General features: G+C 70.7%; 13 protein-coding genes, 1 other RNA gene and 2 pseudogenes. 11 read left to right on the plus strand and 5 right to left on the minus strand.

Annotated features, from left to right (window positions below; translation table 11 throughout):
- Positions 1–59 precede the first annotated feature (59 nt).
- The 5 genes and pseudogenes from FKN01_RS01900 to FKN01_RS01920 all read left to right on the plus strand — a co-directional run.
- Positions 60–1478 (plus strand): RNB domain-containing ribonuclease, encoded by a 1419-nt coding sequence (locus FKN01_RS01900; protein ID WP_143615996.1) that lies wholly within the window; start codon positions 60–62, stop codon positions 1476–1478.
- Positions 1479–1543: 65 nt separating this feature from the next.
- Positions 1544–2053 carry a TetR/AcrR family transcriptional regulator gene (locus FKN01_RS01905; RefSeq protein ID WP_143615895.1) on the plus strand — a complete coding sequence of 170 codons (510 nt, stop codon included), beginning with the start codon at positions 1544–1546 and terminating at the stop codon, positions 2051–2053.
- Between the two features lie 115 nt (positions 2054–2168).
- Entirely contained in the window at positions 2169–2738 is a 570-nt protein-coding gene (locus FKN01_RS01910) for a Uma2 family endonuclease (protein WP_143615997.1), read from the plus strand.
- Between the two features lie 31 nt (positions 2739–2769).
- An RNA gene (gene rnpB / locus FKN01_RS01915) (RNase P RNA component class A) lies at positions 2770–3171 on the plus strand.
- A 693-nt stretch (positions 3172–3864) separates the two neighbouring features.
- Positions 3865–4307, plus strand: a pseudogene (locus tag FKN01_RS01920) (tyrosine-type recombinase/integrase); the annotation flags it as partial.
- A 193-nt stretch (positions 4308–4500) separates the two neighbouring features.
- Here FKN01_RS01920 and FKN01_RS01925 read toward each other — a convergent pair.
- The 3 genes and pseudogenes from FKN01_RS01925 to FKN01_RS01935 form a co-directional block, all read right to left on the minus strand.
- Positions 4501–4761, minus strand: a complete 261-nt coding sequence (locus FKN01_RS01925; protein WP_143615896.1) for a hypothetical protein — start codon at positions 4759–4761, stop codon at positions 4501–4503.
- Positions 4761–5516: pseudogene (locus FKN01_RS01930) on the minus strand (polymorphic toxin-type HINT domain-containing protein); the annotation flags it as partial. The gene FKN01_RS01925 and the pseudogene FKN01_RS01930, both read right to left, overlap by 1 nt.
- Positions 5517–5759: 243 nt before the next feature.
- Positions 5760–6548 carry a maleylpyruvate isomerase family mycothiol-dependent enzyme gene (locus FKN01_RS01935; RefSeq protein ID WP_143615898.1) on the minus strand — a complete coding sequence of 263 codons (789 nt, stop codon included), beginning with the start codon at positions 6546–6548 and terminating at the stop codon, positions 5760–5762.
- A gap of 289 nt (positions 6549–6837) precedes the next feature.
- Here FKN01_RS01935 and FKN01_RS01940 point away from each other — a divergent pair, with 289 nt between their 5' ends.
- The gene (locus tag FKN01_RS01940) at positions 6838–7188 is read left to right on the plus strand and encodes a hypothetical protein (RefSeq protein WP_185992697.1); all 351 of its coding nucleotides are present in this window, start codon (positions 6838–6840) and stop codon (positions 7186–7188) included.
- A 248-nt stretch (positions 7189–7436) separates the two neighbouring features.
- Here the strand turns inward: FKN01_RS01940 and FKN01_RS01945 are convergent, their stop codons facing one another.
- Positions 7437–8003: a TetR/AcrR family transcriptional regulator gene (locus tag FKN01_RS01945; RefSeq protein WP_143615899.1), complete on the minus strand. Its 567-nt coding sequence runs from the start codon at positions 8001–8003 to the stop codon at positions 7437–7439.
- Positions 8004–8098: 95 nt separating this feature from the next.
- Here FKN01_RS01945 and FKN01_RS01950 point away from each other — a divergent pair, with 95 nt between their 5' ends.
- Together FKN01_RS01950 and FKN01_RS01955 are read left to right on the plus strand one after the other, a co-directional pair.
- Positions 8099–8563 carry a nuclear transport factor 2 family protein gene (locus FKN01_RS01950; RefSeq protein ID WP_143615900.1) on the plus strand — a complete coding sequence of 155 codons (465 nt, stop codon included), beginning with the start codon at positions 8099–8101 and terminating at the stop codon, positions 8561–8563.
- Between the two features lie 35 nt (positions 8564–8598).
- Positions 8599–9444: an alpha/beta fold hydrolase gene (locus tag FKN01_RS01955; protein WP_143615901.1), complete on the plus strand. Its 846-nt coding sequence runs from the start codon at positions 8599–8601 to the stop codon at positions 9442–9444.
- 77 nt (positions 9445–9521) lie between these two features.
- Here FKN01_RS01955 and FKN01_RS01960 read toward each other — a convergent pair whose 3' ends face one another.
- Positions 9522–11207: a glycosyl hydrolase family 18 protein gene (locus FKN01_RS01960; protein WP_143615902.1), complete on the minus strand. Its 1686-nt coding sequence runs from the start codon at positions 11205–11207 to the stop codon at positions 9522–9524.
- 395 nt (positions 11208–11602) lie between these two features.
- On the opposite strand from FKN01_RS01960, the gene FKN01_RS01965 reads away from it, so the two are divergent.
- The 3 genes from FKN01_RS01965 (at position 11603) to FKN01_RS01975 (ending at position 14530) form a co-directional block, all read left to right on the plus strand.
- Positions 11603–12367 (plus strand): lytic polysaccharide monooxygenase, encoded by a 765-nt coding sequence (locus tag FKN01_RS01965; protein ID WP_143615903.1) that lies wholly within the window; start codon positions 11603–11605, stop codon positions 12365–12367.
- Positions 12368–12510: 143 nt separating this feature from the next.
- The gene (locus FKN01_RS01970; protein WP_143615904.1) at positions 12511–13299 is read left to right on the plus strand and encodes a MerR family transcriptional regulator; all 789 of its coding nucleotides are present in this window, start codon (positions 12511–12513) and stop codon (positions 13297–13299) included.
- Positions 13300–13312: 13 nt separating this feature from the next.
- Positions 13313–14530, plus strand: coding sequence for a glycosyltransferase (locus FKN01_RS01975; RefSeq protein WP_143615905.1), 1218 nt, complete (start codon positions 13313–13315; stop codon positions 14528–14530).
- Positions 14531–14646 lie beyond the last annotated feature (116 nt).

Raw genomic sequence — 14646 nt, forward strand, 5'->3', positions numbered from 1 at the left:
GAATGCCGCGATCCGCGCCCCGCCCTACGCTCGGGACCATGCCCCGCCGCCATCTGCACATGACCGGCGCAGCCGAGACCCCGCTGCGGGCGGCCCTGCGCGGCCTCCGCACCGAGCTGTCGCTCCCCGACGACTTCCCGCCGGACGTGCTCGCCGAGGCGGCGGACGCGGCGCGGAGCCCGGAGCTCGCCGGGCACGCGGACGCCACGGACATCCCCTTCCTCACCATCGACCCGCCCGCGTCCACGGACCTCGACCAGGCGATGCACCTGGAACGCCGCGCCCGCGGCTACCGGGTGCACTACGCGATCGCGGACGTGGCCGCGTTCGTACGCCCCGGCGGCGCGCTCGACGCCGAGGCACACCGCCGGGTGACGACGCTCTACTTCCCGGACGGCAGGGTGCCGCTCCACCCGGAGGTCCTGTCCGAGGACGCCGCCAGCCTGCTGCCCGGCCGGGTCCGCCCCGCGGTCCTGTGGGAGATCGACCTGGACCCGCGGGGCGCGGCGGTCGGGACCCGGGTGCGCAGGGCCCTCGTGCGCAGCCGCGCCAAGCTGGACTACGCGGACGCGCAGCGGCGGATCGACGCGGGCACCGCCGAGGAACCGCTCGCCCTGCTCCGGGACATCGGCACGCTCCGCGAGGAACGGGAGGTCGCCCGGGGCGGCATCTCGCTGGGCGTGCCCGAGCAGGAGATCACCGAGCACGACGGGAGATACGGCCTGGAATACCGCGCTCCGCTCCCCGCCGACGGCTGGAACGCCCAGATCTCCCTGCTCACCGGCATGGCGGCGGCCCATCTGATGGCCGAGAGCGGCACCGGCATCCTGCGCACGCTGCCGGTCGCACCCGACGGCGCGGTGGCCCGGCTGCGCCGCAGCGCCGAGGCCCTGCGCATCGACTGGCCGCACCACGTCCCGTACGCCCAGGTCGTCCGCTCGCTCGACCCGTCCCGCACCGACCACGCGGCGTTCCTCCAGGAGTGCACGAGGCTGCTGCGCGGCGCGGGCTACACGGTCTTCGACGGCGGCGACCTGCCGGACCCCGCGGTGCACGCGGCGGTGGCGGACCTGTACACACACTGCACGGCCCCGCTGCGCCGCCTCGTCGACCGTTACGCCTCCGAGCTGTGCCTCGCGGCCTGCGAGGACCGGGACCCGCCGGAATGGGTGCTCGCCGCCCTGCCCGCGCTGCCCAAGGAGATGGCGGAGGGCACCCGGCGCGGCAACACAGTGGAGCGGGAGTCCGTGGACCTGGTCGAGGCGGCGCTGCTGGCAGACCGGGTGGGCGACGTCTTCGACGGTTACGTGGTGGACGTGAAGGAGAACGAACCGGCCACCGGCACCGTCCACATCGACGCCCCGGCGGTCGTCGCCCGCATCGAGGGCACCGCGCCCCTCCCGCTGGGCGAGCGCCTGCGGGTCCGCCTGGCCCAGGCCGCCCCGGGCACGGCGAAGGCCCTGTTCGTACCGGCCTGATGGCGTCTCGTACGATCGCGAGTTCGGCGCCCCGCGCCCCGCGCCCGTACGACGGAAGGACCGGCGTGACCGACCGCGCCCGCCAGCACCAGATCCTGGCCGCCGCCCGCATGCTCCTGGAGCAGGAGGGCCCGGAGGCGCTGACCATGCGCCGGCTCGCGGGCCTGCTGGGCATCACGGCCCCGTCCCTCTACAAGCACTTCCCGGACAAGTCCTCGGTGGTCGACGCGCTGGCCGCCGCGATGCTGACGGAGACCGCCGAGGCCCTGGAGACGGCGGAGACGGCCGCCCCGGGCTCCTTCCCGGCCCTGGCCACGGCCTACCGGGCCCACGCCCTGGCCCACCCCCACCTCTACCGCCTCACCACGTCCCGCCCCCACCCCCACCACCTGGAGGCCCGCGCCACCGCCCCGCTCTTCCGCGCCCTGGCCCCGGACGAACCCCTGGCCCGCGCGGCGTGGGCCTTCGCCCACGGCATGGTCATGATGGAACTGAACGGCCGCTTCCCCACCCCGGAGGCCGTCTCCACGGCCTGGACGGCGGGCATCACCGCGCTGGCGTCGGGCCGCCTCTGACGCCATGACGTCGTGCTGTGCCACGATCGGGGGAACGACTCCCATCTCACGGACGGCTGGTTCCGCGATGGCCCACTCTGGCGAGCGACCGAGGAAGGGGCGTGACATGTCTGCCATGCCGCACGAACCGCTCTCGCAGGCGGACGTCCTGCTTGAGGGCTTCCTGGCGCTGGATACGCCGGAGGGCTTCCGAGCGGAGCTGATCGAGGGGGAGATCATCGTGACACCGCCGCCGGACGGGGATCATGAGGACTACATCAGTGTGATCTTGAAGCAGGTCATCAGGCACGCGACGACCGACATGGACTTCTCCGGAAACAAGGGCCTGAAGCTGAGAAGTGGCGGAGCTTGTCCGAAGAACCACGCCATCCCCGATGCCACCTTCGCCCCGACGGCACTCCGGCTGTACCGGAGCGCGGAGCCGTGGATGCCGTGCGAGGGGGTCGCGCTCGTCGTCGAGGTCACCTCGTCCAAACCGGCCGCCGACCGCGAGGCCAAGCGGCACTGCTACGCGAGGGGCCCGATCCCGCTGTACCTGCTGGTGGACCGGGAGGAGTCCTCGGTGACGCTGTTCAGCGACCCGGAGGGCGACGACTACCGGCAGCACTGCACGGTCCCGTTCGGGAAGGCGGTGCGCCTGCCGGAGCCGTTCTCGTTCGACCTGGAGACGGCGGACTTCATCTGATCCGGCCAGGTAGCATGGGCCCCACGGCAGACGAGCCGGGCGGACGGCCGCGTGGGAATCCCCGGATTCTCCCGAGGAACGTCCGGGCTCCACAGGGCAGGGTGATGGCTAACGGCCACCCGGGGTGACCCGCGGGACAGTGCCACAGAAAACAGACCGCCCGGGACTCCGGTCCCGGGTAAGGGTGAAACGGTGGTGTAAGAGACCACCAGCGCCTGGGGCGACCCAGGCGGCTAGGTAAACCCCACCCGGAGCAAGGTCAAGAGGGGCCGTCGCAAGGCGGCCCTGCGCGAACGCTTGAGGGCTGCCCGCCCGAGTTCGCGGGTAGACCGCACGAGGCCGGCAGCAATGCCGGTCCTAGATGGATGGCCGTCTCCCCGGCCGCCGCGAGGCGACCGGGCGACAGAACCCGGCGTACAGCCCGACTCGTCTGCCGCCACTTGCGGCTTCGCCCCGGGGCGGGCCCCCGACGCAGGTCGGAGGCCCGTCCCGGGTCTTCAAGGGCTTCCTTGCTAGGCAGCGAAAGTCCCTCGGGAGTCCCTCAGGCAGCGCTCAAAGTCCCTGAAAAGTCCCTGGAGCGGAGGGTCGCGCGAGGCACCTTGGCTGCGCGTTTGCGACGTCGGGGGCGCTGTCCGGCCGCCCTGCGTTCCTGCTCCTTCGCCTTGCATACACTGCTGCGCCAACAGGCACGCCGCTGGCTGCGTGACCTGTGACGAGCAGCAACAAGCGGGGTAGCCGAACAGCACGATGTGGAGCCGAGAAGGATCAGCACTTGACTGCACCGTGGCCGCTCAAGGTCGAGCAGACTTGTCACCTCCCTGGACCCGACAACTGGCCACTCGTGGAGCTGGTCACAGGCAAGCGGAAATTGGGATGGGATGCGTCGGCAACAATGCCTTCCCGACGGGTCACCGAGGACGGGGAACGTCGTGATCTTGGCCGACCGCGCCTGTCCTGGTGTCCCCACTGCCCAATGAACTGTCACGAACCAGACAGCGTAGGCTGCGACGCGCCCTTCTCGCCATCTCGCCTCTATGAAGTTCCGCCCTGATCACGGACAGCGGTTTCCAGGCTGCAGGGTGAAGTCTTGTTGCAGCCTGGCTCGTGTTTCGCGTGGAGTGCTGTATCCAACACCGGCGGACTCACCACGTTGCCCACCAAGACCCATGCCTCCGAACGCCGCATCGCCCTCCCCACCCGCTGCCTCCACTCGCTGAAGCACCACCACGAGCAGCAGCAGCGCGAAGGCACGCGGCAGGAACTGAGTGGCAGCACAACGGGTACGTGTTCACCACGCCACAGGGCAGGCCGATCGACCTGACCAACCTCACCCGCACCTTTACCACGCTCCTCCGCAAGGCCGGCCTCCGTCGCATCCGCTTCCACGACCTTCGCCATTCGACCGCGACTCTGCTTCTGGAGCAGGGCGTCGAACTCGTCGTGATCAAGGAACTCCTCGGCCACGCCCACATCGGCGTCACCGCCACCGTCTATGCCCACGTGAGGCTCCGCCTCCAGCGAGACGCTATCGACGCCCTCTGCACCGCGCTCGACGGCCCGACGACACCGGGACAGGCAACGCCGACGGCGACGAACCGCCGCCCCGCGCCACCCTCGTCCGCTGACGTTGCCGTCAACTACTGCCGTCACCCCACACAGAAGCCCCGCCAGGACTCGCCTGACGGGGCTTCAACTTTGCTACCGATAACCAGTGCGACGGTTGCGGGATCGAGCGAAGAGGTTACGCCTCACTTCCCGCTGATCAGTCTTCATCGAGAAGACCAATGGCTTCCGGAAGCCCCAGAATTACCCTCCTGCGCTCCGGGTTCTCTTCCAGTTCGGCGCACTCAAGAACCAGGGAAGTAACTTCCCGACGCCCCTCTTCCGAGAGATCACGAAACAGGGCGGCAGCAGGTTCGAGAATGTCCGTCGCGATATCCGGATCAATATCTTCATCGTCCGTCAAGTCGATCGAGACGACGAGGCTTACGAATGCGCGAACCAGGACCTTGTTGACATCCATCAGGGCACAACCCTCACTCGAATGTTGGTGATCAGGAGGCCGCCGAGGACTTTCCTAGCCCTCGCGGCCTCAGCCGCAGTGGGGACTTCCCGCCGGCCACTGTAACCGTTCTGCTCAAGCGCCAGAGATTGATTCATGGCTTGTCGGTATGTATTGTTGAAGGTTGTGACGCTCACCTTTCGGTCGATCATCACGCCGTTGGCCGCATCAAGCCCATCGAATTTGATCTGAGACAGGTGATTCCCGCCAGCCTTGTAGTACTGCAACGCCGGGGCCACGCCAGCCCTGGAACCCGCCGCCCCAGCATCATAAGCCCGCGCTGCGGAACTCATATTTGCGTTCTCGTTGACCCAATCGATGCTGCCATCGCAGTTGTGAACGAGGACCGGCGTAGCCCCCGCCAGCACATAGTACGCGTGCACGTCTTGGATGGTGAGGTCGTGTGTGCGCTGCCTCTTTACATAGTGGCTGAGCGCTGTTATCCGGGCTCGCTTTCCCTCGCTTGTTTTCAGTTGTTGGCCAATTGTAAGGTCGCCGGCTTCGACCCAGCTCTTCATCGTCGGCACCCAGAACGGGTGGGTGTCAGTGGTGACTATATTGGTAACTTCGTTACCAGCAGTTATGGTGACATTCGTGAAGATCTTGTCGTCTTCGGTAGTAATGACACCTACGACTTTTTCGTCATAATCCTGTCCTGTGGCTACGTCCGTAGTCCGTACAACATCACCGACTTCGACATCTTCGATGGCCTTATGTGTTCCGTCGGCGAGTAGAACTTCGGTTCCGGGGGAAAGCTGTGACCGTAGCCCTTCCGTCCCTTTCCATTCACCCTCGGGCGTACGCCCGTTCCGTCTTCTCCCTGGCTGAACATCGCCATCAAGAAACTTGGCACCAGATACGCGTCAGCACAGCGCCCTGATCGGAGGCTGCCGCCGGCTGCGGGTGCGGCGGAGATGGGTCGACGCGGCGCGGCCGGGTGCCGCGGCGGCGACCACGCCCTACGCGGTCGGGTCCCAGGCGAAGAGCCGCTCGAAGATGGCCCGGTCGCCGTCGGTCTTCACCGAGTCCAGCGGGGTGCGTCCGTGGAACCACAGGACCAGCTCAGCGGCCGTGCCCCGGGCGGAGGCGTCGGCCGGGGCCGCCTCACTCCCGCCGGCGGCCGGGAGGCGGACGGCGCGGGCGCCGGCCGCCTCGACCGTGAAGCGCCAGGAGCGGCCCTCGGTGGCGTGGTAGTCGACGACGGCCGGCTCGTGCGGCCAGGCGCCCGACCACGCGCAGCAGGTGAAGAGAAATTCCTCGACGCCGTCCAGCGCCACCTCCGCCGGCAGCGGCTGCGCGGCGCCGACGGTGAGCTGGGCGTCGTAGGTGTGCACCGCGATCTCCTGGAGCTGGTGCCGGGCGACGGCACCGCTGGTCCGCGGCGACTGCGAGGCGCCCCACCACGTCCAGCACTCGGCGTCCGGGCCGGCCGCCCGCAGGGCGTCCAGCAGCTCCTGCGTCGACGTGGCGAGCCAGGCCACCAACGCCCCCCGCTCCCGGGGCGCCTGCGCCCCGGCGCGCGCCGCCACGGCCTCGGCCGGCGGGGCGTCGGCCGGACCCGCCTCCACGACAGCGGCCCAGAACGGGCGGCCCGAGCCCAGGTGCAGCGCCAGGTCGAACAGCGTCCATTCCGGACAGGTCGGCACCTGCGCGTCCAGGCTGGGAGCGGCGGCGATCGCGGCCCGGAAGGCCGTCGCCCGTTCGTCGATGAGTCGCAGCAAGTCAGGGAAGTCCAGGGTGTTTTGCACGCCGGATGTCTACCACTGCGCCCCGCTCGACCGCACGCGGATTTTCACGGCCGCCGCGGCGGGCGCTCGGCACGGTGCCCTGCTCGACCACGGAACGCCTGAGGTCTCATGAACGCCTGTGCGCGGAGCGGCCGATAAACGATCACATGGCTGTTCCCGCTTGCCTCGTGCGGGTGTATGTCGCTCCGGCGCCGTGCGGCGATTGAAGAAGAAACGATCTTCCAGTTCTGCTGTCGCTTAGTTTCTCTGCGTCGACATTCGTCTGTGAGCTCTACCGGAAGGTTTTCCGATGTCCATCCGTTTGCGCCAGGTCGTCTTCGCAGCCACGGCGGCCCTCGCCATGGCGGTCGCACTGCCGAGTTCCGCGGGCGCCGCCGTGGGCGAGTTCCGCTACACCTACTACGACGACTTCGGCAACCGGGCCGCCGGCGTCCTCGTCGAGCCCGACAGCCGTGTCTGCGTCACCCTGCCGGAGGTCTCCGACCCCGACGAGTCCGAACCCGCCTTCGCCCCGCAGAACTTCACCGGAAGCACCGTCACCATGTTCACCGGCCCGGACTGCGACGGCGACTACTACAGCCTCAGGCCCGGCGGCCGGGCCACCGACCGGCTCAAGCTCCGCTCCGCGGTCTTCAGCTGACCCGCGGCCAACTGAGCGGCCGGGGCTGTGCCCGGCCGCTCGTTCGGCGCTCCCAGGGTGCACCGCCGCGGCCTCTCGGTCTTTGCGTCACGCGGCCGACGGAGTGGCCGACCGGTGCTGAAGAATCGTTCCGGCAGCCGGTACGCCGCACCTGTCCCGACGTCCCCGGCCCTCGTGGAACAGGGTGCGCCCGTCAATCCGGCGTCGGATGCCGGGTCGCCCCTCCCGTCCGACGCGGACGGACCGCCTCAGCCGGTCCCGAGCAGCGCCGCCGCGGCCGACCGGGCGTGCGCGGCCGGGGCCGGGTCGCCGGTGATGCCCGCCGTCACGATCGCGCCCTCGGCCAGCAGGAAGACGGGGTCGGCCACGGGTGCGCCGGTGGCGTCGACCCAGGCGGCGATCTGGGCCCTGAAGGCCCTCTTGTGCTCCCGGACTTCGGCCAGAACCGCCGGTGAGGCCGCGCCGAGCTCGCCGTGCGCGTTGATCCAGGCGCAGCCGCGGAAGCCCGGCCGGGAGAACCACCGGGCCAGCCAGTCGAAGACCGCGAGCACCCGTTCGCGGCCGGCCGGGACCTGTTCCACGTACGCCGCGAGGTCCCCCCGCCACCGCTGGTCGCGCCGCCGGAGCACTGCCACGACCAGGTCCTCCTTCGTGGCGTACGACCCGTAGATCCGCTTCAGCGACAGACCCGAGGCCGCCCGTACCTCGTCCATGCCGACCGCTTGGATGCCCCGCTCGTAGAAGAGCTCCTCCGCCGCGTCGAGCAGCGCGTCGCGGTCCCGCTCCCGCTGCTCCGCTGAGATCGGCGCCGGCATCCGGGCCTCCTTGACGTTGAAAACGATCGTTCTCTACGGTGGTCATCCTAGCGCTGGGGAACGACCGTTCTCCAGCCGTCGCCGTGGGAGGCACCATGTCGGTCGAGGGCCGCCGATCCGGAACACCGTTCACCCGCGAGACCGCCCTGCGGAAGGTCCAGGCCGCCGAGGACGCCTGGAACACCCGAGACCCCCACCGGGTGGCGCGGGCCTACACCACGGACTCCGTCTGGCGGAACCGGGACACGTTCGTCCGGGGACGCGAGGAGATCGTCGCCTTTCTGGCGCGCAAGTGGCAGCGCGAGCGGGAGTACGCGCTGCGCAAGAGCCTCTGGGCGTTCGGCGACGACCGGATCGCCGTCCGCTTCCAGTACGAGTGGCACGACGCGGGCGGCCAGTGGTGGCGCAGCTACGGCAACGAGCTGTGGGAGTTCGACGAGCACGGCCTCATGCGGCGCCGCGAGGCGAGCATCAACGACCTCGCCATCTCCGAGGCCGCCCGGCGCATCCACGGCCCCCGGCCCGAGGAGCAGCGCGGAGCCGACATTCCGCTCCAGTGAGCGACTATGAGCGACTACCCGTACAGGTAAGGCAGATGAGCCACACAACGGTGAACGGAACCACCCTCCACTACGACGACCTCGGGCCTGCGGACGGGCTGCCGGTCCTGCTGGTCCACGGCCATCCCTTCAACCGCACCCTGTGGGCACCGCAGAGCGCGGCCCTCGCCGCGGCCGGCCACCGCGTCATCACGCCGGACCTGCGGGGATACGGCGACAGCGGGGTCACGGACGGACGCGTGTACCTGTCCGGCTTCGCGGACGACCTCGTCGGCCTGCTGGACCACCTCGGCATCGGACGGGCCGTGATCGGCGGCGTGTCCATGGGCGGCCAGATCGCCATGGAGACGCAGCGCCGGCACGCCTCCCGCGTGCGCGGGCTGATCCTGTCGGACACCTCGGCGCCCGCCGAGACGCCCGACGGCAGGGCCTTCAGGAACCGCCTGGCCGACCGGCTGCTCGCCGAAGGCATGGCCGGTTACGCGGACGAGGTCATCGACAAGATGCTGGCCTCCTACAACGTCACCGCCCTGCCGGAGGTCGCCGCACGCGTCCTGGCCATGATGCGCGCCACCGACCCGCGAGGTGCGGCGGCGGCCCTGCGGGGCCGTGCCGAGCGCGCCGACTACCGCGACACGCTGGCCGCCGCCCGCTGCCCGGTACTGGTCGTCGTCGGGGCGGACGACGTCCACACGCCGGTCGCCGAAGCCGAGGCCATCGCCCGCCTCGCCCCGCACTCCGTGCTGCGCGTCATCGAGGGCGCGGGACATCTCCCGGGCGCCGAACAGCCGGAACGCTTCAACCGCGTGCTGCTGGACTTCCTGCGAGCCCGCTTCCCCGATCGGGACCGATCAGGCCTGCTCCCGCCCGACCCGGCCTGATCCGCGCGAAGGCCCCCCGGACCACGGGCGTGCCCCCCGCCGGTCGCCGGCGGGGGGCACGCATCGGGCGGGGCCGGTCAGCAGGCGCCCTGGTCCTTCCAGACGCCCCATTCACCGGTGCTGCCGGGGGTCTCGTTCTGGGTCCACCACTGGGCCTTGTACGTGCGGCCGTTGTAGGAGACCACGTTGCCCGTGTTGTAGACCGTGCCGGCCACGTACGCCGGGATGGAGCCGCAGTCACCGGCGGGCGGGTCCGTGGGGCCGGTGGTGGGCGGGTCCGTCGGCTCGGTGGTCGGCGGGGTGGTGGGCTCGGTGGTGGTGCCGCCGATCGCGGTGTTGATCTGGTTCAGCAGGGTGGCCTTCTCGTCCAGGCCGAGGAGGGAGTACATCATGGCGCCGGCCAGACCGCGCTGCTTGGCGTAGTCGGCCCTGGCCTGGATGGACCTCTGGTCCAGGCCCGTGAAGAACTCGCCGTCCTTGTAGAAGTAGGACGCCTTCGCCTCGTCGTCCCAGTAGGTGGTCGCCGGGTTGTCGACGATGCCGCCGAGCTCCTTGTAGTGCGCGATGCCGGCCTGCTGGCTCAGCGGGCGGGGGGAGGAGCCGCCGGTCGCGGACTGGGCCAGGCCGTGGGTGGCGCCCTCCGGCACGCCCTTCCAGCCGCGGTAGTAGAGCTCGTAGCCCAGGGTCAGCTTGTTCGCGGGGAAGCCGCCGGCGATGCCGTAGGCCGGCTTGCCGTCGAGCCAGGAGTCGACCGCGTTGTCGATCGAGTACTTCTCGGTGCCGGGCGCGACCGGGTCGGACGGGTCGTCGGAGCCCGAGTAGAGCGGGGACTGGTGGTACGTGGGCCCGTCGCCGTCCCAGGCCCCGTGCATGTCGTACGTCATCAGGTTCGCGTAGTCGAGGTACTGGCCGATCTTGTCGGTCTCGATGTTCGCGATCTTGTCCTGGCCGGCCCCGAAGGCCGCGGTCAGCAGGTACTTCTTGCCGCCGTTGGCGGCGCCGTACGCGTCGAGTTGCTTACGGAACTCGGCGAGCAGCAACGTGAAGTTCCGCTTGTCCTCGGGGGCGTAGTGGTTGCCCAGGTGGCCGCCCGCGGAGGCGGGGTACTCCCAGTCGATGTCGATGCCGTCGAAGATGCCGGCCGCCGTGCCGGGGCCGCCGAAGCCGCCCTCGACGGGCAGGTTGCCCTTGATGTACTGGTCGATGCAGGAGGAGACCAGCTTCTTGCGACTCGCGTCCGTCTTCGCCGCGTCGCTGAAGTACTTGGAGTACGTCCAGCCGCCCAGCGAGATGTTGATCTTCAGGTGGGGGTACTTCGCCTTCAGTTCCTTGAACTGGTTGAAGACACCGACGATCGGCTGGTCCCACGTGTCGGCGACGCCGTCGACGCTGTCCGCCGCGCTGAAGGACTTCTGGTAGTCGGCGTACGAGTCGCCCGCACCGTCACCCGCGTTGGGGTTGTTGTCGTCGCCCGCCGCCTTGTTGGCCTCGAAGCACGTGAGGTCGGTCGGGTGGATGTTGCCGAACGAGTAGTTGATGATGTCCAGCTTGCCGGCGATGCCCCGGGTGTCGAGCTGCTTCGGGTAGAAGGCGTTGCCGTAGACGCTCCACTGGTCGTAGTACGCGATGCGCACGCCGCCCGAGGAAGCGGAAGCCGGTGCGTCGGCCGCCTGCGCCGAGCCGGTGCCGACGGTCGCGGCGAGGCCGCCGGTGGCGAGGGCCGTGCTCAGGAGCGCGGCGATCAATGTCTTACGGGGGTGCACGTGCGGCCTCCAGCGGGGGAGCGGGTGGTGCTGTGGATGGGCTGGAGCAGTGATAACCGGCCCGTGACCTGCGCGTCAACGAATCCAACGAGATTAGGACTAGACCAATTTGATGGTGTGTGAGGTGGCCGGCGGGCGCCGTCGCGCCGTACGGCGGCCGGGCGGCGCCGGTGACCAGCGGCTTAAGGATCACTTAAAAGTGGCCCCGCGAGCGCTTCGTCGGCGAACCACTCGATGCTGAAAAGCGGAAGCGCGAACCGACCCCCTTCCACCCCCTTGACCGGGCCTCGTTCGCCGTTAAGGTCTAGACCTGCATCGGCCAGGTCCAGACCAGGGGTCCTCGTGTGCCGCAGGTGAACGCCCGGCCTCCGTACGAGCAAAGGAAGTGATGTGGCATGAACACCAGGCGACGGATGGCCGTTTCCATCGGAGCGCTGGTCGCCCCGGTCCTCGCCCTCGGCATCCAGACGGGCACCGCCAGCGCCCACGGCTGGGTCACCGCGCCGACGAGCCGGCAGGCCCAGTGCGCGTCCGGTGCCGTCGACTGCGGCCAGATCAAGTACGAGCCGCAGAGCGTCGAGGGCCCGAAGGGGCTCAAGAGCTGCAGCGGCGGCAACGCGGCGTTCGCCGAGCTGGACGACGACAACAAGGGCTGGCAGGTCACCCCGGTCGGCCAGAAGTTCACCTTCACCTGGCACCACACGGCCCGTCACGCCACCGAGAACTGGCAGTACTTCATCGGCGACCAGAAGATCGCCGAGTTCGCCGGCAACCGCGCCCAGCCGCCCGCCGACGTGAGCCAGGAGGTGGACTTCGGCAGCTTCACCGGCCGCCAGAAGGTGCTCGCCGTCTGGAACGTCGCCGACACGGCCAACGCCTTCTACGCGTGCGTCGACGTCAACATCGGCGGCACCGGTGGTGGCGGCGACGACGGCGGCAACCCCGGCGGCAACCCCGGCGGCGGTGACGGCGACGGCGGCGACACCGGCGAGCCGGGCGCCTGCTCCGTGCCGCTGTGGAGCACCGAGGCCGTCTACTCCGGGGGCGACACCGTCTCGTACGACGGGCACACCTGGCGCGCCAAGTGGTGGGTGCAGGGCGACAAGCCCGGCACCACCGGTGAGTGGGGCGTCTGGGAGGACCTCGGCGCCTGCGCCTGACCGCACGACCGGCCCGGCGGGGGAGCTCACACCCCGCCGGGCCGTTTCCGTGACCGCCGCCGGGCCGGTGTCCCCGGGGCGGCGCGGCTTGACCCTCCCCTTGCGTCAGGCTTGATGATCGGTCGCGAGGAAAGGGCAGGTGGATGAGTTATTCCGTGGGGCAGGTGGCGGCCTTCGCCGGAGTGACGGTGCGTACGCTGCACCACTACGACAAGGCGGGGCTGCTCTCGCCGGGCGGGCGCAGCCAGGCCGGCTACCGGCTCTACGACGAGGCCGACCTGGTCCGGCTGCAGCAGATCCTCTTCTACCGCGAACTGGGCTTCCCGCTGGACGAGATCGCCGAGATCCTCAAGGACCCGCAGGCCGACATCCTGGACCACCTGCGGGCCCGGCAGGAGCAGCTGGAGGCGGAGATCGCCAGGCTGCGCCGGCTCTCCGAGGTGGCCCGGCGGGCGATCGAGGTGCAGCGGACCGGCGTATCGCTGACGCCCCACGAGCGCTTCGAGGTGTTCGGCGAGATCACCGCCGACCTGAGTTACGCCACCGAGGCGGCGCTCAAGTGGGCCGACTCGCCGGGGCAGCGCGCGTCGATGGCCCGGGCCGCCGCGCACACCAAGGAGGACTGGCGGCGGCTCATGGGTGAGGCCACGGCCTGGCGTGCCGAGCTGCTGGCGGCCTTCGACGAGGGCGAGCCGAGCGACGGCGAACGGGCCATGGACCTCGCCGAGGAGCACCGGCTGCACATCTCCCGCTGGTTCACCGCCTGCCCGTCCGACATGCACCGCCGCATCGCGGACGACTTCGCCGCCGATCCGCGCGCCTTCGCCCTGGTCGTGCCGCCGTCCCGGCAGCGCCCAGGCCTGGCCGCCTACCTGTGCAAGGCCGTCCACGCCAACGCGGCCCGCCGCACGGACGGCGGCGATGACCGATGAGCCGAGGAGAGTCATGAGAATACTGATCGCCGCCGCCGGATCGCGCGGTGACATCGCCCCCTACACCGGCCTCGGCGCCGCACTCCGCGCGGCCGGTCACGAGGTCGCCCTCGCCACGACGGACACCTTCGAACCCCTCGCCCGCGCCGCCGGGCTGGACTTCCGCGCCCTCCCGGGCAACCCGGCGAAGGGCGGCGGCGGAAGCGGCGACAAGCGGGAACTCATGCGGGCCGCCGCCGCTTTCATCACGGACCTGGGCCAGGGGTTCGCCGACGCGATGGCCGACGGCACGGACCTGATGCTGCTCTCGACCACGACCGCCCCGCTGGGCTGGCACCTCACCGAGGCCACCGGCACCCCGGGCATCGGCGTGTACCTCCAGCCCACCGCGCCGACCGGCGACTTCCCGCCCGTCGTCACGGGCACCCGCTCCCTGGGCCGCCCCGGCAACCGCCTGGCCGGACGCCTCGCGCTGCGGATGACGGACCGCCTGTACGCCCCCGCGGTGACCGCGCTGCGCGAACGGCTAGGGCTCCCGCCGGCCAAGCCCTCCGACACGCGCCGCCGCCAGGAACGCGCCGACTGGCCCGTCCTGCACGGCTTCAGCACCGCCCTGGTGGCCCGGCCCGCCGACTGGCGCCCCGGCCTGCACGTGGTCGGCAACTGGTGGCCCCACCACGATCCGGACGGGAAACTGCCCCCGGAGATCGAGGACTTCCTGAGCGCCGGGGCCCCGCCCGTCCTCATCGGCTTCGGCAGCATGGCGGCCGGCGAGGGGGAACGGCTCGGCGAGCTCGCCGTGCGGGCCCTGCGCCGCGCCGGGCTGCGCGGCATCCTCCAGTCGGGGAGCGCCGGGCTCACCGCCGAGGGCGACGACGTCCTCACCATCGGGGACGTCCCGCACGCCCCGCTGTTCCCGCGCCTGGCCGCCGTGGTCCACCACGCCGGGGCCGGCACCTCGGCCGCCGCGCTGCGGGCCGGGGTCCCCGCGGTCACCGTGCCCGTGACCGCCGACCAGCCGTTCTGGGCCGGCCGTCTCGCCGCCATCGGCGCCGCGGCCGAGCCGATCCCCTTCCGCGCCCTCACCGCCGACCGCCTCGCCGACGCGCTCGACCGCGTCGTCCGGCAGGAGCCGTACGCGCGGGCCGCCGCGAAGGGCGCGGAGCGGATGGCCGCGGAGGACGGAGCGGCCGGGACGGTGGAGGCGGTGCGGCGGCTGACCGGAGGCTGAGGCAGCGGGGCCGCGCGCCGGGGCCGGGGCCTCGCCTCGGCCGAGCGGCGCAAGAAGGCGGCGCCGTTGCGCGTAACCCCGCCCCCGCCCCGTGAGAGGACGAGATCCGGGGGTAC

The sequence above is a fragment of the Streptomyces sp. 130 genome (assembly GCF_007096885.1).
GTDB lineage: Bacteria > Actinomycetota > Actinomycetes > Streptomycetales > Streptomycetaceae > Streptomyces.

What these genes read in the sequence shown, in the direction of transcription:
- FKN01_RS01965 (WP_143615903.1), top strand. Translation starts at nt 11,603, where the DNA reads ATGAACACCAGGCGACGGATGGCCGTTTCCATCGGAGCGCTGGTCGCC.
- FKN01_RS01975 (WP_143615905.1), top strand. Translation starts at nt 13,313, where the DNA reads ATGAGAATACTGATCGCCGCCGCCGGATCGCGCGGTGACATCGCCCCC.
- FKN01_RS01945 (WP_143615899.1), bottom strand. Translation starts at nt 8,003, where the DNA reads ATGCCGGCGCCGATCTCAGCGGAGCAGCGGGAGCGGGACCGCGACGCG.
- FKN01_RS01950 (WP_143615900.1), top strand. Translation starts at nt 8,099, where the DNA reads ATGTCGGTCGAGGGCCGCCGATCCGGAACACCGTTCACCCGCGAGACC.
- FKN01_RS01910 (WP_143615997.1), top strand. Translation starts at nt 2,169, where the DNA reads ATGCCGCACGAACCGCTCTCGCAGGCGGACGTCCTGCTTGAGGGCTTC.
- FKN01_RS01940 (WP_185992697.1), top strand. Translation starts at nt 6,838, where the DNA reads ATGTCCATCCGTTTGCGCCAGGTCGTCTTCGCAGCCACGGCGGCCCTC.
- FKN01_RS01955 (WP_143615901.1), top strand. Translation starts at nt 8,599, where the DNA reads ATGAGCCACACAACGGTGAACGGAACCACCCTCCACTACGACGACCTC.
- FKN01_RS01970 (WP_143615904.1), top strand. Translation starts at nt 12,511, where the DNA reads ATGAGTTATTCCGTGGGGCAGGTGGCGGCCTTCGCCGGAGTGACGGTG.
- FKN01_RS01925 (WP_143615896.1), bottom strand. Translation starts at nt 4,761, where the DNA reads ATGGATGTCAACAAGGTCCTGGTTCGCGCATTCGTAAGCCTCGTCGTC.
- FKN01_RS01900 (WP_143615996.1), top strand. Translation starts at nt 60, where the DNA reads ATGACCGGCGCAGCCGAGACCCCGCTGCGGGCGGCCCTGCGCGGCCTC.